A 24,113-nucleotide genomic window follows, 5' to 3' on the forward strand; every position below is an offset into this window, starting at 1 on the left:
CGGAAATCCCCCACAAAACTCAGGCGGGCAACTAAGAGCGTCCTGACCCAGGCGGCAAGACCTTACGACGTTACAGTGTCACATTGCCGCCAGTATCAGACATTCACCATCCCGAACGCCGGCTCGATCCCCCGCGTCGTCTCCAGGCGCAGGAAATAGGAGCCCGGCCTGAGCAACAGGGTTGCTCGCGCCTGCCCCGGCTCCAGCAAAAGATGATCGGCCGGAATCACAGCTCCCTCGCCCATATGCAGGGCCTGCACCAGGGCCGGCCCTTCAAAGGGCGGCACTGAAACCTCAACCGCCTTGCGCACCGGATCGGCCGCCAGCCAGCCCGGACGCCCGGCGACCTTGGGCAGGCGCGGATGGAAGACGCTCAGGTCCATCCGGCCATCATAATCTCGCTGAACGAAGGCGCGGCCATCGCGCGACACGACGATGGGCGAACTCGGCGCAAAACGCGCCAACACGGCCGCGACATGGGGCGCATCCGCTTCCGGGCGCGTCGCGGGCCAGTTCAGAGACTGTTCTACAGTCAAGGGATCGATGCCGCTCAGCGCCTTCAGCCGCGCTGCGAACCACAGCCCGCCGCGCCCCTCGACCTCCATCGCATGGCTGTATCCACACAGCACGAAGATGCGCGCGTCGGGTCGATTCTTGAGTACGTTCTCGACCAGATTGGCGGCCTGGGCCGCCTCGCGGGCCGCCGACCGCTCATCCATCGATGCGGTTTGAGGCGGGCGCTGGTCCCAGCGCCATTCGTAGTCCGCAAACACATAGCCGAGCCCCGCCGCTTCGCGCACCATCTCAGCATAGACAGGATCGGCGATATAATAGCCCAGCCCACCATGAAGCGGCGCGCCCTTTCTGAACACGCGCATCGTCGGCGCGGCGTCTTCTTGCGGCTGGATAAAGGTCTCGGCGGCAAAGGTGTCGAACCCAAGGGGTCTCAACGCCCGCATCACTCCCGCTGCGAAACTGCGGTGCCCCGACACATTGTGCGCCTCGTTCAGTATGACGATCTGCTTGTCGGTCGCGGCCTCGACAATGGCGGCGATCGCGTCGCGACTTTGCGCACCCTCAAGGTCGGGCAGGGCCGTCGCGTCTGACCGCACACGCTCCTCGCCAAAGGCTGTGGCCTCATCCCCCACAAAGGCGGCGTATTGGGGCAACAGGGCCTGCGCCATCGGATCACCCGCCGCCGCCTGGGCTTTCAGCTCCAGATATCGCGGAAGATACCGCCCCTCGACCATGAACTGTTCATCGGCGCTCAGCGCGGTTTGCGCCCAAGCCGCTCGCGTCGTCGCCAGGCCTGCGGTCGCAACGACCATGGCCAATCCTCGTCGCGTCAGCATCGCCCCCTCCATTTAAAAACCAACCCACAGATTGCGTGGGGCGGAAATATGGCGAGCGCCCCTGTCAACCCGCCAGCAACGCCTCGACCTCTTGCCGTTCCGGCGCTGACGGCTGAGCGCCCGCGCGTGTCGCGGCGAACGCCCCCGCCGCGCAGGCGAAGTGCAGGGCCTGAGCCGGCTCCATGCCTTCCAGCAGGGCCACGGTGATGGCGGCGACGAAGACGTCGCCGGCGCCGGTCGCATCGACCGCCTCGACAACCGGCGGGGTCGCCCAGGCCATTTCGACGCCGCGCTGATACATCGCCGCGCCCCTGGCGCCCTTGGTCACCACTACTCGGCCGCCGCCCCGGTGCAGGACGTCGCCGTAGAAGGCGGCCTCGGTCTCGTTGACGACGATCAGGTCGGCGCGTCGCAGCAGCATCTCCGACACCGGCGCGGCAGGCGCCAGGTTGGCGCAGACGAAGCCGGTGGCCCGGCCCACAGCCGCCTCGACCGTCTCGATCGGCAGCTCCAGCTGGACGATCAGGGCGCCCTCGATCCGCTGGGGCAACTGCTCCGGCGTGACCATATGATTGGCGCCGGCCGCCACCACGATCTGGTTCTCGCCGCTGGGATCGACGGCGATCAAAGCGACGCCCGTCGGGGCGGCCACATCCACCTCCACCCACGCCAGATCGACGCCGAGGTCCGACATCAGGGCCAGGGCCTCGCCGGCCAGGGAGTCGTTTCCGACCCGGCCGATCAGGCTGACCTCGGCGCCCAGTTTCTCGGCGGCATAGGCCTGGTTGGCGCCCTTGCCGCCCGGATAGCGGGCCAGGCTGGCCCCCGTCACTGTCTCGCCCGGCGCCGGCAGGCGGGGCGCCGCCGCGACCAGGTCCAGGTTGATCGAGCCGACGACGGTGATCCTCATCACTTGGCCTTCAGCGTCTCGGCCAGCAGGTCGAACACTCCCTGCGCGTCGGCCGCGATGGCCCAGCGGTGTCGCGCCGTGGCGGGATCGACGCGGAACTCCACCGCCGTATGGCCGCGCGTCAGCTCCGAGTTGGTTTCGACCTCGATCCGGCAGGGCTTCAGGGTGAACAGCTCCGGCTTCATCAGCCAGGCGATGGGACAGGGGTCGTGCAGCGGCGCCGCCGCCTCTCCTGTCGCCTGCCGCTCGGTCCGTTGCGAGAAGCGCAGCAGGGCGGCGACGGTGCGCGCCGGTTCTGTGCGGATCTTCTCGACGGCGCGGATACGCTCCTCGGTCGCCCGCACCTGGTGCGTCGCGTCCAGGCCGAAGGCGATCACCTCGCAGCCCGAGCCGAACACCGCCGCCGCCGCGTCCGGATCGGCCCAGATGTTGAACTCGGCCGAGGCCGTGGTGTTGCCGCCCTCCGACCGCGCCCCGCCCATGACCACGACCGGCCCCAGATGGTCGACAAGCCTCCGTTCGCGCTTCATCGCCAGGGCCAGGTTGGTCATCGGCCCCATGACGGCGACTGCGACCGATCCGGCCGGGCGTTTCATCACCAGGTCGACGATGGCGTTGGCGGCCGGGCCGTCGCCGATGATGCCGGTGGGCGCAAAGGGCTCCAGGTCGCCCAGACCTTCCGGCCCGTGGAAGTCGCCGGCCCCGGCCGGGGGGCGTTTCAGCGGCCGTTCAGCGCCGCCGAACACCGGCACATCCTCGCGGCCGGCGATCTGGCGCATCATCCGCGCGTTGCGCTGGGTCAGGTGGGCGGGGACATTCCCCCCCACAGTGGTGACGGCCAGCAACTCCAGCTCGGGGGCGGCGAAGGCCAGGAAAAGCGCCACGGCGTCGTCCACGCCGGGGTCGCAGTCGATGATCAGGGATTGGATAGACACAGGCCCCGTTTGCCGACCCCGAGCCCGACGGGCAAGACCGTTTTGTCCCTTATCCCACGCTAATCCGGCGTCTTTTCCAGCCAAGCTGGCCCCCGCTTGACGTCACCCTCCCCCCGCGTCACCCTGAGGCTGTTCTCCGGGGGGTCGCGATCGAGCGGCTGAGATTGGCGTAGCCGCCTGACCCGTCGAACCTGATCCGGGTCATGCCGGCGAAGGGATGAGTACGCTTTTGGTCCACGCGCCCTGTTCGCGCTCAAGGACCGGCACGCCCGACGTCGGCGGACCTCAAACCGTTTGAGGCCGCCATGAACATCCAAGTCACCCCGCCCGTCCTGCCCGAAGAACCCAATGTGGATCTGGCGCTGAAGGACGCCCGCGAGCAGGTGATGAAGGAGACCGGCGCCATCCCCACAGGCGAGCGCGCCGGATCGCGCAAGGTCTATGTCGCCGGCGAGCTCTACCCCGACATCCGCGTCCCCTTCCGCGAGGTCGCCGTCCACCCGTCGGCCAACGAGCCGCCGGTGACCATCTATGACTCCTCCGGCCCCTACACCGACCCGACCGTCACCATCGACATCAAGCGCGGCCTGCCCTCGGTGAAGTCGTCGTGGCAGCTTGATCGCGGCGACATCGCCCCTGTCCTGAACCCGCGCGAGGTCAAGCCCGAGGACAACGGCCACGCCAGCGGCAAGAACCTGGCCCCCCGGTTCGACACCTCGCACCACCGCGTCTTCAAGGGCGTCGAGGGCCGCCCGGTGACGCAGTACGAATACGCCCAGGCCGGCATCATCACGCCCGAGATGGAATATGTCGCCATTCGCGAGAACCTGCGCCGCGAGCAGAACAGCCCCTGCATCCGCGACGGCGAAGACTTCGGCGCCGCCATCCCCGACTTCGTCACCCCCGAGTTCGTCCGCCAGGAGATCGCGCGCGGCCGCGCCATCATCCCGCACAACATCAACCACCCCGAGGTCGAGCCGATGATCATCGGCCGCAACTTCCTGGTGAAGATCAACGCCAACATCGGCAACTCCGCCGTCCTGTCGTCGGTGGACGACGAGGTCGACAAGCTGGTCTGGGCCACCCGCTGGGGCGCGGACAATGTCATGGACCTGTCGACGGGCCGCAACATCCACAACATCCGCGACTGGATCATCCGCAACTCGTCCGTCCCCATCGGCACCGTGCCCATCTATCAGGCGCTGGAGAAGGTGAACGGCATAGCCGAGGACCTGACGTGGGAGGTGTTCCGCGACACCCTGATCGAACAGGCGGAACAGGGCGTGGACTATTTCACCATCCACGCCGGGGTGCGCCTGCCCTTCGTGCCGATGACGGCCAAACGCGTCACCGGCATCGTCTCGCGCGGCGGCTCCATCATGGCCAAATGGTGCCTGTCCCACCACAAGGAGAGCTTCCTCTACGAGCATTTCGAGGACATCTGCGACATCATGCGGGCCTATGACGTCAGCTTCAGCCTGGGCGACGGTCTGCGCCCCGGCTCCATCGCCGACGCCAATGACGAGGCGCAGTTTGCTGAGCTACGCACCCTTGGCGAACTGACCAAGATCGCCTGGGCCAAGGGCTGCCAGGTCATGATCGAAGGCCCCGGCCACGTGCCGATGCACAAGATCAAGGCCAACATGGATGAGCAGCTGAAACACTGCCACGAGGCGCCCTTCTATACGCTTGGCCCACTGACCACCGACATCGCCCCCGGCTATGACCACATCACATCGGCCATTGGTGCGGCCATGATCGGCTGGTTCGGCACGGCCATGCTCTGCTACGTCACGCCCAAGGAGCATCTGGGCCTGCCGGACCGTCAGGACGTCAAGGACGGCGTCATCACCTACAAGATCGCCGCCCACGCCGCCGACCTGGCCAAGGGCCACCCCGCCGCCCGCCTGCACGACGACGCCCTGAGCCGCGCCCGGTTCGAGTTCCGCTGGGAGGACCAGTTCAACCTGGGCCTCGACCCCGAAACCGCCCGCAAATACCACGACGCCACCCTGCCCAAGGAAGCCCACAAGACCGCCCACTTCTGCTCCATGTGCGGCCCGAAATTCTGCAGCATGAAGATCAGCCAGGACATCCGGCGAGATGCGCAGGCGCAGAATGATGCGGGCGGTTCGCTGGTAGATGCGGAGGCCGGGATGGCGGAGATGAGCGCGAAGTTCCGCGCAGGGGGTGGAGCTATCGAGGTGAAGGTCTAGACGAAAAGAAAAAGGGCGGGCCCTAAGGACCCGCCCCTCGATTTCCAGCCCTGATTGGGGCGGGGATCAGAGTACCCGGTAGTAGCTCGCAGCCTGCTTATGGCTGGACGGGCTCTTCGCCAGACGCTGGGGATCCCAGTCGTAGGCATCGAGTTGGCCGTCAAATAGCGGCGCGGCCTTTTCAAGCTTCTCCATAACCGCCTTGTCGATGTCATCGGTGGCCCAGACGACTTCGTCGCCCTCGATTTTCATGAGGGCCGACAGAGCTGTCACGAAGGGGATGATCAACGCATCAGGATACTTCCACTTCATGTCCTTCGACGAGCGCTGGAAGAAGGGAGTCAGGGGACGGATCCCGGTATATCCGGAAGCGTCTTTGCCCTCGGCTTTCAGCTCCTTCAACTTCTCCGGATCGTACATCTTGACGACGCTCCGCCGCCCAAACCGATGGGTTCCATCATTGTAGAACCGGGGAAACTTTTCGTAGATAAGATCGTAAAGCCGCGGCAGATCGCCCGTGATGAACAAGCAGGATTCAACGGTCGCATGCTTCAGTTCCCGGGTTTGGCCGGCTTGGCCACCGATCGGTTCAGTGACTTCGTTGTGCGCCATCAGCGTTTTGAACTTCTCGGAACACTCTCCCTTGTTGCGATAGATGTTCTGGGGAAGCACCGAGATATCCAGGGGCAGGAGTTTGTGCTCGTTCGCGAAGTTCAGCGGGATCCAGGCCAGAGCGACGATGTCCCGGACCGGAATGGGCTTTGCTTCAGGCTGCTCGACCACTCCCGGCTTCCATTCCACCCGGTGGCTGAGTTCTTCCGGAAGCGCGTCCTTCAACACGTCGTAAAAGCCGAGCTTGTTTTGGAACGCCTCCGTCTTAACTTCAGTATTGGCGTTTCTGGCCTGTGAGATATCAAAGGCTGCGCGATCAAAAGCTTCCTGATCGGCTTCGCTAGTGGAACCGGGATAGAGAAGCTCGACGGACACCAGATCCTCGGGGTCGAACTCCAGCCCCTCGACTTCTTTCCGGTTTTCGGCCCAAACGTGATCGAGTTGTTCCCAAGTCTTGATCCGGGCGACTTCCCTCTCTCCGATAACTTGAGACAGGACAAAAAGGCCGATGGCGAACAGGTTATGACCGCCGTCCAAGACTCCGTCAACGAACTCCTTTTCAAAGGTGACGCGGAACCGGTTGCGCTGAAGTTCCTCAACCCGATGAGAGGAAATTAGCAGTCCTTTGGACTTGAACCGCAACAGCTCAGGGCTGTCGTTCATAGTGCCCAGAATACCTTCAATGATGGCATTGCGCTTGGCGCTGCGGGGATTGGGGGCCAACGCTTTGCTGTCAAGGATGGGCAGCAGTTGACCGATATTCACGAAGCCCACCGCGCGGCGAATGGAGCTCGCATCACCGCTCGGTTGAACGGAGACGTGGGTGAATTTCAGAACGAATGTAGACATAAAAAGTCCCTTTCGACTTTCGAAAGGAACAAGCGTCGCTCGAAAAACGGCGAGCAGCACCGTTCACGGCGCTATCTAGTTCTCGACCGAAACCTGCTCCAGGTTTCAATGTGAGACCTTGCGGCCCCGGTTCCGCGCCTTTTCAGAGCGCGACCCACATATCGCCGGTCGGGCAACTTTCGTCAAGGCTGCATGCCTGATCTTCGCGATCTGGTGACACAGAATCATTTCGCGCTAACCTCCCAACATGCCCACCCTAGTCCTCCTCGCCGGACCCAACGGCGCCGGCAAGACCACCTTCATCAACCGCTTCCTGCGGCAGCGGGCGGAGGCGTTTCGGTTCGTGAACCCGGACGAGGTGGCGCGCGGTCTGACGGGCGAAGGCGCGGCGCGCGATCTGGCGGCCGGGCGGTTGGTGCTGGACCGGCTGGACGCCCTGTTCGTCGAGCGGGCGGACGGGGTGCTGGAGACGACCCTGGCCACCCGCTCCCACGCCCCGCGCATCCGCCGGTTCAAGGCGGCCGGATACCGGGTCGAACTGATCTATCTGCGCCCGCCTTCGGCGGACTTCTCCGTGGCCCGCGTGGCGCGCCGTGTAGCCCAGGGCGGCCACGGCATACCTGAAGACACGCTGCGCCGCCGTTTCGCGCTCAGCCTCGACTATCTGGAGACGGTCTACAAACCGCTGGTGGACTCGTGGGAGGTCTATGCGAGTAGCGACGAGGGCCTGGAACTGCTAGAAATGAGCCCGCGATGAGCAAGATCTTCGACACCGAAACCGTCCTGAAGGCCGGGCGCGACGCCGCCCGGGTCGCGCGCGAAGGCACGCGCGAGGAGAAGTCCGGCAAGTTCCTGCCGCCGCCCGGCTGGAAGGGGCATCTGGTCACCGCCGCCGATGCTCCGGCTACGCCCCGGAAAAAGCGGGCCTAACCCTCTCCCGGTGGGAGAGGGTTTGAGCGTCCGAGAGCGAAGCGATTGGAAACGCGAAAGGGTGAGGGTCGGACCTCGCCGAAGACGCACGACCCTCACCCTTTCGGCCAAGACGCATCGCTGACGCTCTGCGGGCCTCAAGCCCTCTCCCAACGGGAGAGGGACGGCGGTGGCGGCGTGGCGCGGGCTGGGGTGACGGGGCCGGTGTGGCGACGGCGCGTCCGCCGTCAAGCGCGGTTGACCCCGCCGTCCCCCCGGCGTCTTCTGCCGCCATGACCACCGCCCCGCGCCCCTCCATCGCCGTCAAGTCCGTCGCCGCCCGATCCGTCGCGACCGGCGGCGGGGCGGCGGGGGCGCTGGCCGTGGGGGCCTTGGCGATCGGGGCCTTGTCGCTGGGGGCGCTGGCGATCGGGGCCGTGGCCGTCGGCGCCCTGGCGGTGGGCCGGGCGCGGGTGCGGCGCCTGCATGTGGACGAGCTGACGGTGGGGCGGCTGCGGATCGGCCGGATCGAGGGGCCGGCCCCCTCCGTCTCGTCGCTGCGCGACGATCCACCTCCCCCAAGGGGGGGAGGATCTCTAGGGCGACCGAAATCCTCCCCCCCTTGGGGGAGGGGGGCCGCCGCGCCTCTTGCGCGGGGGTGGAGGGGGCCCGGCGCGCGCCAGAATAGACGGAAATAGACTCACTCTTTTCGAGTCGAATGAGCCTATTTCGCCGGCCGTCAGACCTCGGCCGCGATCTTCCTCAGGGCCTCTTCGAACACCTGGGCCGACTGGCCGCCGCTGATCATATATTTGCCCTCGACCACCACGGCCGGGACCGAGGTGATCCCCCGCGACCGCCACAGCTCCTCGGCCCCGCGCACGTCCTGGGCGTAGCGGCCCGAGGCCAGGACCTCGCCCGCCTCGGCCCGGTCCAGCCCGGCGGCCTCGGCGGCCGTGGTCAGGACGCCGGCGTCGGTCAGGTTGCGGTTCTCGGTGAAGTGGGCGCTGAACAGGGCCTGTTTCAGCGCCTTCTGCTTCTCGGGGGCCGTCTCGTGCGCCCAGTGCAGCAGGCGGTGGGCGTCGAAGGTGTTCCAGATGCAGCTGTCGTCGGTCATGCGCATGTCGAAGCCAACCTCCCCCGCCCGCTCGCGGATCATGGCGCGGTTGGCGGCCGACTGTTCCGGGGTGGCGCCGTATTTGCGGCCGATGTGCTCGACGATGTTCTCGCCCTCGGGCGCGATCTGGGGGTTCAGTTCGAACGGCTGAAAGGCGATGTCGGCGCCGATCCCCTCGCCCTCGAGCCTGGTCAGCGCCGTCTCGAGCCCGCCCAGGCCCACGACGCACCAGGGACAGACGACGTCGGAGACGAAGTCGATCTTCAGGGTCTTCATCGGCACGGCTTGGGTCATGGCGAGGGCCTTCTGGAACAGGATGTGTTGCGGAGCATATGGGAAGGCCCCGCGCGACGCCAAGGCCTCAGCCCAGCGTCAGGTCCCGCGGCGGCCGGATCCGCCGCCAGCGCGCCTCCACGAAGGCGAAGGCGCCGAAGGCCATCAGCCCCGCCGCCGTCAAGCCCAGGACCCACGACCCGCCCGGCTGGGCCTCCAGGGTCTCCAGGGCGGCGGCCGTGCTGGTCACCTCGCCCGACCGGGTGTGCAGCCCGGCCAGGACCACGAAGACCCCCAGGGGCAGATAGGCGAACCCCCGCGCGCCATAGCCGATCCGCGCCGTCACCGAGGCCGGCCGACGCACCGCCTTGGGGCAGGCCAGGGCGTCGTCGAAGTCGTCGCAGAAGGCCCGCACGATGTTGCCGACCCCCACCGCCAGCACCACCAGCCCGACCCCGATCAGCAGCAGGCCGCCGAACGGCAGGTCCAGGATCATGGCCGCCTTCTGCTGGTTCTCCGCGATGCTCTCGGCCTGGTCCGCCGCCCGCGAGGTGGCGTCGCCGACCTCGTCCAGATACTCGAACACCCCCGCCGCCAGGAGGCCGTAGAACAGGCCGCTGACCGCCTGGCCTGCGCGCGTGGCCCAGCCCTTGGCGTCGGTCCCCGCATGATCCGCGTCGAACACGGCCTGTAGCGCGCGCCAGCCGACGAAGGCCCACAGGCCGAGGCCCAGCAAGATCAGCCAGACCCGCCCGAACGGCTGTTCGGCCAGCCAGCCCGCCGCCCCGCCCGTGCCGACGGCGTCGCCGATCCGGTCCATCGCCGCCAGCAGGGTCAGAGCCCCCGCCGACAGATAAACAAAGCCCCGCGCCCCATAACCGACCCGCGCCGCGCCCTCGATCAGGGTGGTCAGCTTGGGAACGCGGCGCGTGGCGGGGACGCGGCTGCGGACGGTCTCGCCCAGGGCGGCGGCGGCATGACGAAGACGGGCGGCGAACATGACGGCTCCAGCAGCGGAGCGGTTCAACGCGCCTGAATGCCGATGGCTCCGCCCGCCCTAACCGGCTTGGGCCGCCGGCAGCTCCAGCACCACCTTCAGCCCGCCCATCTCGCTGTCGCCCAGGGTCAGCCGCCCGCCATAGGCCCGCGTCAGGTCCTCGACGATCGACAGGCCCAGGCCCGAACCGGGCGCGCTTTCGTCCAGCCGGGCGCCGCGCTTCATGACCGCCTCGCGCTGGTCGGCGGGCAGGCCGGGGCCGTCGTCCTCGACCACCACGATCATCTGACCCAGGCCGCTGGGGCCGGCCGAGACGCGGACTCGCCGCTTGCTGAACTTGGCCGCGTTCTCGATCAGATTGCCCAGGATCTCCTGCAGGTCCTGGCGTTCGCCCAGGAAGGCCAGGTCGTCGGGCGCGCGCCAGTCGATCTCGGCGCCCTTGTCGCGGAACACCTGTTCGATCATCACCGCCAGCTCGTCCATCACCTCGGGCACCGGCGTGGTCTCGCCCAGGCCGTGGGCGGCGCGGGCGGCGGCGCGGGCGCGACGCAGATGGTGGTCGACCTGGCCCTGCATGACCTTGGTCTGACGCCGCACCAGTTCGGGCAGAGCGCCCTCGGCGGTTCCGGCCTCGGCCAGCATGACCGAGATCGGGGTCTTCAGGGCATGGGCCAGGTTGCCGACATGGGTGCGCTGGCGCTCCACGACCTCCTGGTTATGGTCCAGCAGCCGGTTGACCTGTTCGGCCAGGGGCTGGATTTCCAGCGGATAGGACCGTCCGATCCGCGCCGCCTTGCCGTGGCGCACGGCCGCGATCTCGTTGCGCAGCTCATAGAGGGGCCGCAAGCCGACCTGGACCTGGATGAAGACCGCCGCCACCAGGCCCAGGCCCAGGATCAGCAGGGCCACCCAGGTGACGGTGGCGAACTGGCGCGTGTCTGCGTCCACCTCGGACCGGTCGATGGCGGCCAGGAAGACGACCGGGTTCTCGCGCCCAGGGATGGATTTCATGCTGGCTGCGACCCGCAGCGGCTCGCGCGTGGTGGGGTCGTTCTTGGGTCCCCGGGTGTTGTAGGTGATCACCTCCCCGAAGGCCGCATCCAGGCGGGGCGGCAGGTCGGCCGGCAGGGCCAGATCATAGGTCCACAGCGAGGTCGAGCGAGCGATGCTGACCAGGGTCCCGTCCGGCCGGACCTCCAGGATCTGCCAGTATTTGCCCGACAGCAGCCGCAGGGTGCGGGCGTCCTGGATCTGGGGCACGACCTCGCCCTCGCCCGTGCGGCTGGCCGCCACCACGATCTCGTCGATGGTCTCGTCCAGCATGTCGCCGAGGCGTCGCAGCGCCGAGTCCTGGAAGGCCTGGGTCAGGACGATGGCCGCGATCACCAGGGCCACCAGGATCCAGGCCGAGGCCAGCCAGATCAGCCGTCGCGTCAGGGATCGGCCGGGACGACCCAGATAGCGGCCCCAGTCGGCGCTTCGACCGACCGACAGGCGCTCGGGCGCCCCCGCCTCGCTCACGCCGCTTCGGATTCGCCGACCAGGGGCGTCAGCCGATAGCCCAGGCCGCGCACGGTCTCGATCCGGTCCGGCCCGACCTTCTTGCGCAGCCGGCCGATGAAGACCTCGATGGTGTTGGAGTCGCGATCGAAGTCCTGATCATACAGGTGCTCGACCAGTTCGGTGCGGCTGATGACCCGGCCCTGGTGCATCATCATATAGTGAAGCAGCCGGTACTCCAGCGAGGTCAACCGCAGCGGCTCGCCATTGACGCTGGCGCGGGCCGCGCGCGGGTCCAGCCTCAGGCCGCCGCACGCCAGGGTCGCCGAGGCGATGCCGGCCGAGCGGCGCAGCAGGGCCCGCAGGCGCGCCAGAAGCTCCTCAGTGTGGAACGGCTTGGTCAGATAGTCGTCGGCGCCGGCGTCAAAGCCCGCCACCTTATCCGACCAGGCGCCGCGCGCGGTCAGGATCAGCACCGGCGTGGTCTTGCCCTCGCGCCGCCAGCGCTCCAGCACCGACACCCCGTCGATCTTGGGCAGGCCCAGATCCAGGACGACGACGTCATAGGGCTCGTTCTCGCCCAGATAATGGGCTTCCTCGCCGTCGGGGGCGTGGTCCACGGCATAGCCGGCGTCGGATAGGGCGGCCTTTAGCTGGCGTGACAGATCGACATCGTCTTCGACGAGAAGGACACGCATCAGTCTGGCCTGGGACGCTGGTTGTTGGAGGATCCGCTGTCGCGTGTGCGTCCGGTCTGACCGTCGACCACGACCTCGCGGACGCGACCGTCGCGTTCCACCAGGACGGAGTAGTTGCCGTCGCCGCGCGGGCGGGTGTCGATGGGGCGCCCCCCGACGGCCTCGCCGCCACGGCGGCGCGCCTCGTCCGGACTGACGCGCGGCTGGCGCGGTTGAGGCTGCGGTTGGGTCTGCTGGCGTTCGTCGCGCGACTGTGCGCTCGCTGCCGGAGTCAGGACCGGAGCGAGGGCCAGGGTCGCGACGGCGACGATCAAACTGGCTGACTTGCTGAACATGGGCGTCAATCTGGCGCCGTTCTCCTGAACAGGCCCTGAATGATCCGTATAGAATAGGGCGGACCGAAACGCCATTGCGCGAACGCCGGAACACTCCGCACCTGACGCATTTCTCATCTAGATGAACCGAACCTGAGCGGCTCTGTTCAGATCGGGCTCAGCCCCCGCGTCGTCATATCTCCCCATCGCCGGTCACCCGACCGGTCCACACCGAGGAGAAACACCATGCGGAAGTTCATCATCCCCGCCGTCGTCCTGGCCGCCGCCTCGGCCGCCTTGCCCGCCGCAGCCCAGTCCTATGGCCACCATGGCCGCCCGCCTGTCTATCAAGCCGGCTATGGCCACTGGCAGTCGATCAATGCGCGGCAGGACGATCTTGACCGCCGTATTGATCGGGGCGTTCGCACGGGTCAGCTGAGCCGTCGTGAGGCGAGCCGCCTGCGCAGCGAGTTCAACGGCCTGCTGCGTCTTGAGGCCAACTACCGTCGCGGCGGCCTGACCGCCTGGGAGCGCGCCGATCTGGACCGTCGCTTCGACCGCCTGTCGGGCCAGATCCGCCATGAGCGTAACGATTGGGACAACCGTCGCGGCTAGGCCGGGCCTCCGTCCCGAGATGCGTAGAGCGCGGTCCGCAAGGGCCGCGCTCTTTCGTCTGTGCAGCGCGTCCCGGCCTACAGCTTGATGAACGGCTGGATCAGCTTGCCCAGCCAGCCGTCCAGCTGAATTTGCCCATCCAGGGCCACAACGCACAGGCAGGGATCGGGCGACACCACGCGCGGCTGGTGCAGGACCTCGTCATCCGCCTCCTCGAAGTCTCCAACATCGAACCGCGCCGTCTCGGTGGCGTAGGCGCCGTGGATGACGCAAGTCAGTTCAACGCCGCCGTGCGTGTGTTTGGGCGTCTCGCGGCCCGGCCCGATCTCGAGCAGGATGACGCGGCAATCGCCGTCGCGCGGGGCATGGACGTCGCGGGCGCGCATGCCGGGACCGAGCCATCGCCAGGGCCCCAGTGCATAGCGACGCAAGGGTTCGGGCAGACCGGTCATGTCGTTCAGCGGCGTCGAGGCGAGCACCTCTCCAGCGTCGGTCTCGGCCCGCGCCAGGACGCGGGCAAGAGCATCATCCGGCATGGGCGCCGGCTCGAGCTCATCCAACAGACTGCCGCCTACCGCCTGAAGCCGGCGCACCCAGGCGTCGTTCTCGGGCCGCATCGCCAGATGGGCGGCGACCACCACGGCCTCCGGCGGGCTGAGCGTCCCGGCGGCATAGGCCAGCAGCCGTTCTTCGGAAGGGCTGTGGAGCGCGCTCATATTTCGCCTCCGTCGTCGTCAAGCAGGGTGCGCAGTTTGATCATGGCCTTGCGTATGCGGGATTTGACCGTGCCCAACGGCAGGTCCAGCCGCCGGGCGATTTCGGAATGGGGATTGTCCTGGAAGAAGGCCAGGCGAAGAACTTCGATCTGGTCGGCCGAGAGCCGCGACATCGCCGTCTTCAGCCGCGCGGCGTCTTGGGACATCGACAGGATCTGGTCGGGTCGTTCCGGTTCGTCCTGAGACAGTTCGATCTCCGGCATCGGGGTCCGGCGCGCGTCCTGGCGCAGCACGTCCAGCCGCCGGTTGCGGGCGATGGTGAAGATCCAGGTCGCGGCGCGGGCCTTGGTGCTGTCGAACAGCTCCGCCTTGCGCCAGACCGTCAGCATGGCGTCCTGAGCGAAGTCTTCGGCGGCGCCTGCAGGCGCGCCGGCCTTCATCAGATAGGCCTTCAGACGCGGGGCGAAATGTTCGAACAGGCGCGCGAACGCCTCGCGGTCCCGCCTCAGCGCCACGGCCTCGATCAGCCGGTCATACTCGCCGTCCGTAGGCGTCACCGGCGGCCGAATCCGCTGAATATCTGAGACCTGTCCATGCATGGACCCTAATACGGTTCCGGTGAAAGTCTGGATCATTTCGTGATCCGGCCGCTGGGTCGCCACGTATCTTCAGCGTCTTTCGTCCTTTGCCGGAGTCCCCATGCCCCTGTCGTCCCCCAACGAGACCGGTCCGCGGCTGCGGATCGCCGTCGTGGGCTCGGGGATCGCCGCCCTGTCCAGCGCCTGGCTTTTGTCCAAACGCCACGACGTGACGATCTATGAGCGCGACGACCGGCTGGGGGGCCATTCCAACACCGTCGAAGTGCGCACCGCCACTGGAGAGACGGCGGTGGACACCGGCTTCATCGTCTTCAACGACGCCACCTATCCCAACCTGATCGCCCTGTTCGCCCATCTGGGGCTCGAGACCCGGGCCACCGACATGTCCTTCGCCGTGTCGTTGGACCAGGGGCGGTTCGAATACGCCGCGCCCGCCCTGTTCGCCCAGCGCCGCAACCTGTTCCGTCCCCGCTTCTGGTCGATGCTGAAGGAGATCCTGCGCTTCTATCGCTCAGCGCCCGGCGGCATGGCGGCCCTGGACGACAGCGACCTGACCCTGGGGCAGTATCTGAAGCGCGAGGGTTTCAGCGAGGCGTTCCGCGACGATCACCTGCTGCCCATGGCCGCCGCCATCTGGTCGTCGCCGGCCCACACCCTGATGGACTATCCCGCCGAATCCTTCCTGCGTTTCTGCGGCAACCACGGCCTGCTGAAACTGGTAGGGCGTCCGCTGTGGCGCACCGTCGTCGGCGGCAGCCGGGTCTATGTCGAGGAATTGGCGCGCCAGATCGGTGAAGGGGTGCGTTTGCGTCGGGGGGTGGACCAGGTCCGGCGCATCGACGGCGGCGTGGTGGTTCAGGACACGACCGGCGCCGAAGAACGGTTCGACCACGTCGTCATCGGAGCCCACGCCGACCAGGCCCTGGCCATGCTGGCCGAGCCGACCGCCCGCGAGCGCGAACTGCTGGGCGCGTTCAAATACAGCCGCAACCTGACCATCCTGCACACCGACGCCGGCCTGATGCCCCGTCGCCGCCGCGCCTGGGCCTCGTGGAACTATATCGGCGCCGACGACGGCCTGTGCGTCACCTACTGGATGAACCGTCTTCAAGGCCTGCCGGGCCAGGACCTGTTCGTCACCCTGAACCCGCCGCGCCCGCCCGCCGCCGGAACCCTGTTGCGCAGCGAACTGTACGAGCATCCGATCTTCGACCCCGCCGCCATCAGGGCGCAGAAGGACCTGTGGAGCCTGCAAGGCCAGGGCGGCGTCTGGTTCTGCGGCGCGCATTTCGGAGCCGGCTTCCACGAGGACGGGCTTCAGTCGGGCCTGGCCGTGGCCGAACAGCTGGGCGGAGTCCGCCGTCCCTGGACCGTCGACAACGAGAGCGGTCGCATCCACCTGTCTTGTCCTGTGGCGGAACTTGAGCGGGCGGCGTGACCCAGGCCTCGGCCCTCTACGTCGGCGGCGTCTTCCACGCTCGGCTGCGCCCACATCCGCATCGGCTCAACTATCGCGTCTTCTGGCTGATGCTGGACCTGGCCGAGATCGACGCTCTGAACGACCGGCTCAGGGTCTTTTCACGCAATCGATTCAATCTGCTGTCCTTCCATGACAGCGACCACGGCGACGCTTCGGGCACGCCACTGCGGACTCAGGTCGAAATCCGCCTGAGCGGGGTGGGCGTCGACATCGGCAGGGGCGCCGTACGACTCCTGACCATGCCGCGCGTCCTCGGCTTCGTCTTCAACCCGATCAGCCTCTATTTCTGTCACCACGAAGATGGGCGGCTGGCGGCCATGATCTATGAGGTCACCAGCACCTTTGGCGAGCGCCAGTCCTATGTCCTGCCCGTCGCTGCGGCCGACGCAGAGGCCGGTCGTTTCCGCCAACAGGCTGGAAAGAGCCTCTATGTGTCGCCTTTCATGGACATGGACATGCGCTATGACTTCAAGGGCCGACCGCCAGGCGAAACCCTGGCCCTGGCGATCGACGGATCGGATCCGGCGGGCCTGCTGATCGCCACCACCATGACCGGTGAACGCCGTGCGCTGAGCGACCGCGCACTCACCGCCGCCGCCCTGTCCATGCCGCTGCTGACGTTGAAGGTGGTGGCGGCCATCCATTGGGAGGCGCTGAAACTGTGGCTGAAGCGCGTGCCCCTGACCCGCAAGCCCCCCGCCGGTCCCGGCGTGCTGGATCTGCGCCACAAGGGTTAGGCCGGCGGGAGGACTCGCCGGGCGCCTGTGGGTTCGACCGGGCCCGGCCTAGCTAACCGTTTCGGAGTCGATCAGACGCGCGCGGACATCGGGCGGCGCGGTCTCGGCCCAGACAAGCAGCTTGTCCAGCACGGGGCAAAGGGACTGGCCCCATTCGGTCAGATGGTACTCCACGCGCGGCGGCACCTCGGCATGGACCACGCGGCCGACCACGCCGTCCGCCTCCAGCTGGCGCAGCTGCTGGATCAGCATCTTCTGGGACACGCCGGGGATGGCCCGCTCCAGTTCGGAGAAGCGGCGGACGTTGGGGCCGAATAACTGGAACAGGATGATCAGCTTCCAGCGCCCCTCGAGCACACGGATTACGTTCTGTGCGCTCTGGGCCGCGGTCTGCGGCGTGTAATCGATGCGCTTACCTTCAGGTAAGTCGCTGACTTTTTTGTCGGTTCTTGCCATTTCCACAGCCTACTTCCAGTTTCTCCAGCGCACAATGCAACAAGCCCAGGAGAACCGTCATGGCGCCCGTCCTACCCCGCCCCATCGCCGATTATGTCGCGGCCAACGCCCGGCTGGACATCGACGACATGCTGAACACCTTCGCCGCCGACGCCGTCGTTCTCGACGACGGCGGACGCCATCAGGGGCGCGCCGAACTGCGGGTCTGGCTGGAAGAGGCCGTCCTGGCCGCCAGGGCGGTCTTCACCCCCGACGTCGTCCGTCACGAGGACGGCCAGGTGGTGGTCGAGGGACCGACCCACGGCGACTTCAAGGGCAGCCCCATCCGGTTCACGCAGCGCTTCCTGCTCGAGAACGGCGCCATCAAGACCCTCGAGATCACCGCATGACCGCCAGTCCCGATCCCACCGAGTTCGAGGGCAGGCGCGTCCTCGTCACCGCTGGCACCAAGGGGGCGGGCCGGGCGACGGTCCAGCGCTTCCTCGCGGGCGGCGCGCGGGTGATCACCGCCGCCCGGACGACGCCCGAACCGGTCGCAGGCCTCGAGTTCGTCCAGGCCGACCTGACGACGCCGCAGGGCGCCGAGACCGTGGCCGCCGCCGCGCGCGAGCGGCTGGGCGGGGTCGACATCCTGGCGCACGTCGTCGGCGGATCGTCCTCTCCCGGCGGCGGCTTCGCCGCCCTCACCGAGGACAGCTGGCGCGCCGAGCTCGACCTCAACCTCATGCCGGCCGTGCGTCTGGACCGGCTGCTGGTCCCCCAGATGATCGCCCAGGGGTTCGGGGCGGTGGTGCATGTCTCGTCGATCCAGGCCACCCTGCCCTTGCCGGAATCGACAACCGCCTATGCGGCCGCCAAGGCCGCCCTGACGACCTACAGCAAGGCCCTGTCCAAGGAGGTGGGGCCAAAGGGCGTGCGGGTGAACGTGGTCTCCCCCGGCTGGATTTACACCGAGGCCTCCGACGCGCTCGTGGCCCGGATCGCCGAGAGCACTGGCGGCTCCCTGGACGACGCCCGCGACAGCATCCTGCAGGCGCTGGGCGGCATTCCGATCGGCCGCCCGGCCCAGCCCGAGGAGGTGGCGGAATTGATCGCCTTCCTCGCCTCGGATCGCGCCGCCGCCATCCATGGCGGCGAATTCGTCATCGACGGGGGGACCATACCCACGGTCTGACGCCCGTCGTGGGCGAGGGCGGACAACGCATCGGCGGCCGAATTCGATTCCATACTTCACGAATTGAAGAAATATATGGCAAGGGAAAGCCATGATCGGTTTTCCTGCCCTTGCCCCCGAATATCTGGATCGGCCGACGCTGGATCGGCTGGAGCCGATCGCCTTCGACCATCCGCCTCGCTTTCTCCTGCTCTACGGCTCGCTACGCGAGCGATCCTACAGCCGGTTGCTGGTGGAAGAGGCCGATCGTCTCCTGCGGCGCTTCGGCGCCGAAACCCGCATCTTCGATCCGCGCGGCTTGCCGCAGCCCGACGGCGCCGACCCGAGCCATCCCAAGGTTCAGGAGTTGCGTGAGGCGTCGATCTGGTCGGAGGGTCACGTCTGGTGCAGCCCCGAACGGCACGGAGCCATGACCGGCGTCTTCAAGTCCCAGATCGACTGGCTTCCCTTGGAGAGCGGCGGCGTTCGGCCGACGCAGGGCCGCACCCTTGCCGTCATGCAGGTCAATGCCGGGTCGCAATCATTCAACACCGTCAACCAGCTTCGCGTGCTGGGCCGGTGGATGCGGATGCTGACCATTCCCAATCAATCATCGGTCGCCAAGGCGTTCAATGAGTTCGACGAGCAGGGCCGTATGCTGGCGTCGCCCTATTACGAGCGGCTGGTCGATGTGATGGAGGAGTTGTTCAAGTTCACTCTGCTGACCCGAGGGCCCTCGGACTACCTCGTCGACCGCTACAGCGAAAGGAAAGCAGAAAGTCGCCAAGCAACGGCCGCATCCCTTAGAGACGCATCAGAGTAGATTGTCAGGCGGCTCAACGAGAGGCGTGGCGCCGTATCGAGCGAGACCGACCGGGGCACGCTACGCGGAGATGAAAGCTCACGTCCCCTGATGATTCAGAATTGTTTTCTGAGCATTCCAGACGCTGCTGTAGCAACCACGCGTTTTCGACCGCCGGGAAGCGGTTTCTTCAACGCCTTGAATGTCGTGGGAAGAAATGGTGGACGCGACAGGGATTGAACCTGTGACCCCCTCGATGTCAACGAGGTGCTCTCCCGCTGAGCTACGCATCCGCCGTAGGCCCCGGGAAGTCGTTCCGGGGTGGGAGGCGGTCGTATAGCGAAACGACTTGCCGGCATCAAGACGATTTCACGGCAAGATCGAGATTTCTCGACGATGCCGTTCGGTCAGAAAACTCAGGCCGCCACCATCCGCTCGACCTCGTTGACCAGGTCGCGCAGGTGGACCGGCTTGGACAGGACCTTGGCCTGGGGCGAGGCCTGGGCGGCGGTCAGGGCGACGGCGGCGAAGCCGGTGATGAACATGATCCGCAGGCCCGGCTGACGAGCCGCGGCGACGCGGGCCACCTCTATGCCGTCGGCGCCCGGCATGACGATGTCGGTCAGCAGCAGATCGTAGGGGCCGTGTTCCAGCGCGTCGATGGCGTCGTCGCCGTTCTCGCAGTCGATGACCTGATGGCCGGCCCGTTCCAGCGCACGGGTCAGAAAGCCCCGCAGCGAACTGTCGTCTTCGGCCAGAAGGATGCGCGCCATTCGAGAATGTCCCTTGAATACAGACGGCGAACCTAGGCTCGCAACGGTAAACCGGCGATGAAATTCACCCGCAGAACGTCTTCCTTCCACAAGGAAACCCGTTATGCGAGGGCCATGACCATCAATGGGGCCAGTTTCGCCATAACCCTGCCGCCCGCCGCGGCGCCGCAGACGGCCCTGGTGTTCGCCTCGCCCCATTCCGGCGACGTCTATCCGGACGACATGGGCGCGGTCGCCGGTCTGGCCCGCCGCAGCCTGAAGAGCGCCGAGGACGCCCTGGTCGGCGCCCTGGTGCGCGAGGGTCCGGCGTACGGCGCCCCCCTGATCGAGGCCAAGATCGGCCGGGCCTATCTGGACCTGAATCGCGACCCTGCGGAACTGGACCCCGACCTGATCGCCGATGTGGACGGGCCGGTCGGCGCCAAGACGCGCGCCGGATACGGCGTTATCCCCCGCCTGTCAGGCGACGGCTTGCCCCTTTACGCGCGCCGTCTGTCGCTGGCGGAAGCCCAGGCGCGCGTCCAGGACGCCCATGCCCCCTATCACGCCGCACTGGCGGGGCTGATGGAAGACACCCGGTCGCGGCGTGGCACGGCGGTTCTGATCGACTGGCATTCGATGCCGGCGCGGGCTGTGGGGGCCGAGGTGGTACTGGGCGACCGGCACGGTTCCTCCTGCCCGCCGCGCCTGACGCGCCGGCTGCGCGACCTGTTCGAGAGCCTGGGCTGGCGGGTGGCTCTGAACCATCCCTATGCGGGGGGCTGGTCGACGCAGGTCTGGGGACGGCCCTCGGAAGGCTTTGGGGCGATACAGATCGAACTGAGCCGCAAACTCTATCTTGACGAAGAGAGCCAGACGCCGAACGCCAGCCATGCCGGGACTTGCAAGGCCCTAAACCGCGTCATCGCCGCCCTGTGCGCGGACGAGAGGACCGTCTGAGACGTCGACTGATCAGCGATAAGTCAAAAAAAAAGCCGCGCCCGGAGGCGCGGCATATAAAGTCTATAGGGAGGAAACGCCCAGGAAGGGCAAGACGCCCGGAGGCGTCGAAGGTCAATCTAGGTTGCGATGCACAATCGGTCAAGCCTTCAACGCGGTTTCCATGTCACAGGATGTTTCGCAATTGCGGCATCCGTCGCCACAGTCGCAGCGCGATGAAGCCTCACTCGCCCAACAGACGCCGGGCGTTTCGGATGGCGCGGGCGGCTGGCGAGGCTTCCTGCCGATAGATCAGCAGGCCGAAGGATGAGGCGACGCCCAAGGCCAGCCACAGCGGGCCGAACAGCCAGGCGGCCGCAGCCAGGGCGAAATAATAGCCCCTAACCCCTTGGCTGAAGGCGCTGAGCGCCGGGTTCAACAGTTCGGCGGCCGCCTCTCCGAACGCCTTCCGGTCGGTCTTGTGATGCAGTTCGGGCGCCGAGCCGATCAAGGCCAGGGTGTAGTTCATCTGGCGTAGGGCCCAGATGAAATCCAGGAAGCCGCGCGTCAGGCAGATCAGCACCAGGGCCAGTTTGGCCTCTAGGATCTTGATCGGCACATTGTCCGCCCCGACGGCCGCGAACCCTTCCAGCTTGCTCTCGCCGCCGAACAATATCCCCCCCACCGCCGCGATGAGCAGCAGATTGGTCGAGGCGAAGAAGGAGGCGGAGTTGATCGAATGCCCCATCAGCTGGCTGTCGACCAGCCGGATCTCCCGATGCGTCATCGACGCCATCCAGACTTTGCGGACATGAGCCATATCGTCGTTCAGCGAACCGCCATGGCGGCCCACGAACTTCAGGATCGGCGCATAGCCGAGCCAGCAGATGAAAAAGAGCGCCAGCGCGGCCCAATCAACCCAGGTCATGACGCCAACTGACCCCAGCGCGCCGTAGCGCGCAAGACCATCGACGCACGTCGCGCTTGCCCAGGCGACGTGTGCGGCCTATCACCCTTCGCCTCACAGAATTTCGCAGTCGCAGCAAAGATCCCGCCATGAACCTCGACGCCATTCCCGTCGGCCCGAACGCCCCCTGGGACATCAATGTGGTCATCGAAATCCCGCAGGGCGGCTTGCCGGTCAAATACGAGATGGACAAGGCGTCCGGCGCTTTGTTCGTCGACCGCTTCCTGCACACCGCCATGTATTATCCGGGCAACTACGGTTTCATCCCGCACACCCTGTCGGACGACGGCGATCCCTGCGATGTGATCGTGCTGAACCCGACGCCGGTCGTGCCGGGCTGCGTCATTCGCTCGCGTCCCATCGGCGTGCTGCTGATGGTGGACGAGGCCGGCGGCGACGAGAAGATCCTCGCCGTGCCGGTCGACAAGCTGAACCCCTATTACACCGACGTCGCCAGCTATCGTCAGCTGCCGGCTATCCTGATCGAGCAGATCGAACACTTCTTCACCCGCTACAAGGACCTGGAGAAGGGCAAGTCGGTCACCGTCAAGGGCTGGGGCGACGCCGGCGAGGCCGCCGCCCTGATCGAGGCCGGCATGAAGGCCCACCTGGACAAGCTGGCCGCCAAAAAGGCCGGCAAGGCCGCCTGATCGAGGCGGCCTTGCCCAGGCTTCGAGGCGTACTCTGGTCAGAGGACGCCTGCGGGCGACGGAAGGGCCGGCGACGGGAGGGCCAGAGCAGCGCCACATTGCGCGACGTCTGACGCCGGCTCCTCTAGTGCGTATCTTCAGAGGGCGCACTGGCGAGCGCGCGCATTCCGCTCGGGTTGGTCGCCGCCCAGACCAGGACGGCGGTCAGCAGCGGCAACACCGACATGCCTGCATACCGCCCCAGCAGAACGATCTGGGCGATCGCGGGGTGCAGAGGTTCGGCCGCGAGCACGACGACCGGCGCCTGGCCCGTGGGCGACAGGCTCGGGTTGAGGATCGGCGCCAGTTCGCCCCAGACATAAGTGATCACGCTGAACAGAAAGACGGTGGTCAGCGCGACGGCTCCGGCGGCCACCGCCGACCAGGGCCGGTCGGTCCGAGGCGGTGCGGCCATGAAGGCCAACAGCAGCGGAAAGCCGAGAAGAAACCGGCGAAGCGTGTCCTGCCTCACGCCGAGGACGAACTCGCCCTTGCCGTTGGCCAGGGACAACCCCGTCTGCACATTCCAGCCGTCCGCCGTGGCGACGACGCCGTGGACGCCGGTGGCCTTTAGCAGAAGACTGACGAAAGGCCGCAACACAGCCGCAGCCAGATCCGCGCCCCACAGCCACCAGGGCGGCAGAATGACGACCAGGACGACGCCAGCCCATAACGCAAACCTGCGATGATCGGATCTGAAAGCCATCATGTCAGGCCTGCCTCAGGGGACGCCGGGGCCTTCGCCGGCTGGAAGCGCACCCAACCGAAGAACAGCACCAGTCCCTCCAGTCCGATCATCGCGTCCCACACATAGTTGTGGAAGAACTCAAACAGGCTGGGTTCGCCCCGCGACAGATAAAGCAGGCTGACGATCCGAAGCAGGTTGACGGTCTGCAGCGCGAGAATGGCGAAGGCCACGCCCGCGAGAGACCTCAATATCGTCGTGGGAAAGGCCAGCATGGCGGCCGCCAGAAGGGCGCACACTTCCACGGCGTTGCAGCCGGCCAGGACCCTCACCGCGCCCACGCCGTCGGTGAAACGCAGGATGTCGCCGTCCGCGACGACCCGGCTATCAAACGGATGGACGATCAATTGGCATAGATGGACCAGCGCCTGAGTGAAGGGCTGGACGAATCCCGCTGTCGCCCAAGGCGTCGCCAACACCGAGAACATCGCCAAGGCCAGGAGCCCGAACAGCGACAGGAACTGTCCCGCCGGGCTGCCGAATACGGTGCGAACCCGATCAAGCAAGGCGTGATCTCTCGCTCGGGAAGACGGGCCTGCCCAATGAGGTTCGCGTTCCTCGGTCCATCAATCCTGCCCTCGTCGGCGTCACGGGATCGTGGGCCGGCAGCGTGCCTACACCGTTTCGCCGATCCGCCGCCAGTGGATATCGAAACGCCGGCGGGAAGCGACCGTTTCGGCCTGCTCGACAGGCAGCGACGCCCACGGGAGGCGACGACGCCCCGTCAAACCCCTCCTTGCACGCCAATCACGCGATACGACGTCGCTCCCCTCTCCCGTAA

Annotated in this window: 28 protein-coding genes, 1 tRNA gene and 1 riboswitch; of the genes, 12 read left to right on the forward strand and 17 right to left on the reverse strand. The window is 66.9% G+C overall.

The genetic code is table 11. The features are described 5' to 3' along the window. Positions 1-95: 95 nt before the first annotated feature. The 3 genes from ACVPT3_RS14650 to ACVPT3_RS14660 all read right to left on the reverse strand — a co-directional run bounded on the left by ACVPT3_RS14650 (position 96) and on the right by ACVPT3_RS14660 (position 3,197). Complete coding sequence (locus tag ACVPT3_RS14650; RefSeq protein WP_492041594.1) at positions 96-1,352, reverse strand: hypothetical protein; 1,257 nt, start codon at positions 1,350-1,352, stop codon at positions 96-98. Positions 1,353-1,416: 64 nt separating this feature from the next. Beyond that, positions 1,417-2,262: a ribokinase gene (locus ACVPT3_RS14655; RefSeq protein WP_492041595.1), complete on the reverse strand. Its 846-nt coding sequence runs from the start codon at positions 2,260-2,262 to the stop codon at positions 1,417-1,419. Beyond that, on the reverse strand, positions 2,262-3,197 hold the full coding sequence (locus ACVPT3_RS14660; RefSeq protein WP_492041596.1) for a nucleoside hydrolase: 936 nt from the start codon (positions 3,195-3,197) through the stop codon (positions 2,262-2,264). The genes ACVPT3_RS14655 and ACVPT3_RS14660 overlap by 1 nt, the downstream gene beginning before the upstream one ends. 127 nt (positions 3,198-3,324) lie before the next feature. After that, positions 3,325-3,433, forward strand: a riboswitch (TPP riboswitch). Positions 3,434-3,583: 150 nt separating this feature from the next. On the opposite strand from ACVPT3_RS14660, the gene thiC reads away from it, so the two are divergent. Then, the gene (gene thiC, locus ACVPT3_RS14665; RefSeq protein ID WP_492043834.1) at positions 3,584-5,413 is read left to right on the forward strand and encodes a phosphomethylpyrimidine synthase ThiC; all 1,830 of its coding nucleotides are present in this window, start codon (positions 3,584-3,586) and stop codon (positions 5,411-5,413) included. A gap of 66 nt (positions 5,414-5,479) precedes the next feature. On the opposite strand, the gene ACVPT3_RS14670 is transcribed toward thiC, so the two are convergent. After that, a complete protein-coding gene (locus ACVPT3_RS14670; protein WP_492041597.1) occupies positions 5,480-6,934 on the reverse strand; it encodes a hypothetical protein in 1,455 nt (484 codons plus the stop codon). Between the two features lie 187 nt (positions 6,935-7,121). On the opposite strand from ACVPT3_RS14670, the gene ACVPT3_RS14675 reads away from it, so the two are divergent. The 3 genes from ACVPT3_RS14675 to ACVPT3_RS14685 all read left to right on the forward strand — a co-directional run bounded on the left by ACVPT3_RS14675 (position 7,122) and on the right by ACVPT3_RS14685 (position 8,481). Beyond that, the gene (locus tag ACVPT3_RS14675; RefSeq protein ID WP_492041598.1) at positions 7,122-7,631 is read left to right on the forward strand and encodes an ATPase; all 510 of its coding nucleotides are present in this window, start codon (positions 7,122-7,124) and stop codon (positions 7,629-7,631) included. Continuing rightward, complete coding sequence (locus tag ACVPT3_RS14680) at positions 7,628-7,804, forward strand: hypothetical protein (RefSeq protein ID WP_492041599.1); 177 nt, start codon at positions 7,628-7,630, stop codon at positions 7,802-7,804. Before ACVPT3_RS14675 ends, ACVPT3_RS14680 begins: the two co-directional genes overlap by 4 nt. 272 nt (positions 7,805-8,076) lie before the next feature. Continuing rightward, on the forward strand, positions 8,077-8,481 hold the full coding sequence (locus ACVPT3_RS14685; RefSeq protein ID WP_492041600.1) for a hypothetical protein: 405 nt from the start codon (positions 8,077-8,079) through the stop codon (positions 8,479-8,481). Positions 8,482-8,522: 41 nt separating this feature from the next. Here the strand turns inward: ACVPT3_RS14685 and ACVPT3_RS14690 are convergent, their stop codons facing one another. The 5 genes from ACVPT3_RS14690 to ACVPT3_RS14710 form a co-directional block, all read right to left on the reverse strand. Further along, positions 8,523-9,194 carry a DsbA family oxidoreductase gene (locus ACVPT3_RS14690; RefSeq protein ID WP_492041601.1) on the reverse strand — a complete coding sequence of 224 codons (672 nt, stop codon included), beginning with the start codon at positions 9,192-9,194 and terminating at the stop codon, positions 8,523-8,525. Positions 9,195-9,261: 67 nt separating this feature from the next. After that, the gene (locus ACVPT3_RS14695; protein ID WP_492041602.1) at positions 9,262-10,173 is read right to left on the reverse strand and encodes a DUF1206 domain-containing protein; all 912 of its coding nucleotides are present in this window, start codon (positions 10,171-10,173) and stop codon (positions 9,262-9,264) included. 57 nt (positions 10,174-10,230) lie between these two features. Beyond that, on the reverse strand, positions 10,231-11,691 hold the full coding sequence (locus ACVPT3_RS14700) for an ATP-binding protein (RefSeq protein WP_492041603.1): 1,461 nt from the start codon (positions 11,689-11,691) through the stop codon (positions 10,231-10,233). Beyond that, a complete protein-coding gene (locus tag ACVPT3_RS14705; protein ID WP_166622061.1) occupies positions 11,688-12,368 on the reverse strand; it encodes a response regulator transcription factor in 681 nt (226 codons plus the stop codon). The genes ACVPT3_RS14700 and ACVPT3_RS14705 overlap by 4 nt, the downstream gene beginning before the upstream one ends. Further along, a complete protein-coding gene (locus tag ACVPT3_RS14710) occupies positions 12,368-12,703 on the reverse strand; it encodes a PepSY domain-containing protein (RefSeq protein ID WP_492041604.1) in 336 nt (111 codons plus the stop codon). Before ACVPT3_RS14710 ends, ACVPT3_RS14705 begins: the two co-directional genes overlap by 1 nt. A gap of 225 nt (positions 12,704-12,928) precedes the next feature. Between ACVPT3_RS14710 and ACVPT3_RS14715 the strand changes: the two genes are divergently transcribed. Then, positions 12,929-13,297 (forward strand): hypothetical protein, encoded by a 369-nt coding sequence (locus tag ACVPT3_RS14715; protein WP_492041605.1) that lies wholly within the window; start codon positions 12,929-12,931, stop codon positions 13,295-13,297. Positions 13,298-13,374: 77 nt separating this feature from the next. Here the strand turns inward: ACVPT3_RS14715 and chrR are convergent, their stop codons facing one another. Both chrR and ACVPT3_RS14725 read right to left on the reverse strand, forming a co-directional pair. Further along, on the reverse strand, positions 13,375-14,013 hold the full coding sequence (gene chrR, locus ACVPT3_RS14720; RefSeq protein WP_492041606.1) for a cadmium/peroxide/UV radiation responsive anti-sigma factor ChrR: 639 nt from the start codon (positions 14,011-14,013) through the stop codon (positions 13,375-13,377). Then, a complete protein-coding gene (locus ACVPT3_RS14725) occupies positions 14,010-14,648 on the reverse strand; it encodes a sigma-70 family RNA polymerase sigma factor (RefSeq protein ID WP_492041607.1) in 639 nt (212 codons plus the stop codon). Before ACVPT3_RS14725 ends, chrR begins: the two co-directional genes overlap by 4 nt. 64 nt (positions 14,649-14,712) lie before the next feature. Here ACVPT3_RS14725 and ACVPT3_RS14730 point away from each other — a divergent pair, with 64 nt between their 5' ends. Both ACVPT3_RS14730 and ACVPT3_RS14735 read left to right on the forward strand, forming a co-directional pair. Next, positions 14,713-16,050 (forward strand): NAD(P)/FAD-dependent oxidoreductase, encoded by a 1,338-nt coding sequence (locus ACVPT3_RS14730; RefSeq protein ID WP_492041608.1) that lies wholly within the window; start codon positions 14,713-14,715, stop codon positions 16,048-16,050. Then, positions 16,047-16,829: a DUF1365 domain-containing protein gene (locus ACVPT3_RS14735; protein WP_492041609.1), complete on the forward strand. Its 783-nt coding sequence runs from the start codon at positions 16,047-16,049 to the stop codon at positions 16,827-16,829. Before ACVPT3_RS14730 ends, ACVPT3_RS14735 begins: the two co-directional genes overlap by 4 nt. Positions 16,830-16,877: 48 nt before the next feature. Here the strand turns inward: ACVPT3_RS14735 and ACVPT3_RS14740 are convergent, their stop codons facing one another. Next, positions 16,878-17,285, reverse strand: coding sequence for a winged helix-turn-helix transcriptional regulator (locus tag ACVPT3_RS14740; RefSeq protein WP_492041610.1), 408 nt, complete (start codon positions 17,283-17,285; stop codon positions 16,878-16,880). Positions 17,286-17,344: 59 nt separating this feature from the next. Here ACVPT3_RS14740 and ACVPT3_RS14745 point away from each other — a divergent pair, with 59 nt between their 5' ends. The 3 genes from ACVPT3_RS14745 to arsH all read left to right on the forward strand — a co-directional run bounded on the left by ACVPT3_RS14745 (position 17,345) and on the right by arsH (position 19,261). Continuing rightward, positions 17,345-17,674, forward strand: a complete 330-nt coding sequence (locus ACVPT3_RS14745; RefSeq protein WP_492041611.1) for a nuclear transport factor 2 family protein — start codon at positions 17,345-17,347, stop codon at positions 17,672-17,674. Next, positions 17,671-18,459: an SDR family oxidoreductase gene (locus ACVPT3_RS14750; protein WP_492041612.1), complete on the forward strand. Its 789-nt coding sequence runs from the start codon at positions 17,671-17,673 to the stop codon at positions 18,457-18,459. Before ACVPT3_RS14745 ends, ACVPT3_RS14750 begins: the two co-directional genes overlap by 4 nt. Before the next feature lie 91 nt (positions 18,460-18,550). Next, positions 18,551-19,261 carry an arsenical resistance protein ArsH gene (arsH, locus tag ACVPT3_RS14755; RefSeq protein ID WP_492041613.1) on the forward strand — a complete coding sequence of 237 codons (711 nt, stop codon included), beginning with the start codon at positions 18,551-18,553 and terminating at the stop codon, positions 19,259-19,261. Positions 19,262-19,458: 197 nt separating this feature from the next. On the opposite strand, the gene ACVPT3_RS14760 is transcribed toward arsH, so the two are convergent. Together ACVPT3_RS14760 and cpdR are read right to left on the reverse strand one after the other, a co-directional pair. After that, positions 19,459-19,533, reverse strand: a tRNA-Val gene (locus tag ACVPT3_RS14760). Positions 19,534-19,656: 123 nt separating this feature from the next. Then, positions 19,657-20,013, reverse strand: a complete 357-nt coding sequence (cpdR, locus tag ACVPT3_RS14765; RefSeq protein ID WP_054764657.1) for a cell cycle two-component system response regulator CpdR — start codon at positions 20,011-20,013, stop codon at positions 19,657-19,659. A 114-nt stretch (positions 20,014-20,127) separates the two neighbouring features. Here cpdR and ACVPT3_RS14770 point away from each other — a divergent pair, with 114 nt between their 5' ends. Next, entirely contained in the window at positions 20,128-20,952 is an 825-nt protein-coding gene (locus ACVPT3_RS14770) for an N-formylglutamate amidohydrolase (protein ID WP_492041614.1), read from the forward strand. A gap of 223 nt (positions 20,953-21,175) precedes the next feature. Here ACVPT3_RS14770 and ACVPT3_RS14775 read toward each other — a convergent pair whose 3' ends face one another. Further along, on the reverse strand, positions 21,176-21,859 hold the full coding sequence (locus ACVPT3_RS14775; protein WP_492041615.1) for a DUF599 domain-containing protein: 684 nt from the start codon (positions 21,857-21,859) through the stop codon (positions 21,176-21,178). A gap of 128 nt (positions 21,860-21,987) precedes the next feature. Here ACVPT3_RS14775 and ppa point away from each other — a divergent pair, with 128 nt between their 5' ends. Continuing rightward, on the forward strand, positions 21,988-22,548 hold the full coding sequence (gene ppa, locus ACVPT3_RS14780; RefSeq protein ID WP_492041616.1) for an inorganic diphosphatase: 561 nt from the start codon (positions 21,988-21,990) through the stop codon (positions 22,546-22,548). Between the two features lie 124 nt (positions 22,549-22,672). Here the strand turns inward: ppa and ACVPT3_RS14785 are convergent, their stop codons facing one another. Together ACVPT3_RS14785 and xrtH are read right to left on the reverse strand one after the other, a co-directional pair. Beyond that, positions 22,673-23,296, reverse strand: a complete 624-nt coding sequence (locus ACVPT3_RS14785) for an exosortase H-associated membrane protein (RefSeq protein ID WP_492041617.1) — start codon at positions 23,294-23,296, stop codon at positions 22,673-22,675. Next, positions 23,293-23,838: an exosortase H gene (gene xrtH, locus ACVPT3_RS14790; protein WP_492041618.1), complete on the reverse strand. Its 546-nt coding sequence runs from the start codon at positions 23,836-23,838 to the stop codon at positions 23,293-23,295. The genes ACVPT3_RS14785 and xrtH overlap by 4 nt, the downstream gene beginning before the upstream one ends. Positions 23,839-24,113: the final 275 nt, after the last annotated feature.

It is taken from the genome of Brevundimonas sp. FV1ps31S, from assembly GCF_058681265.1.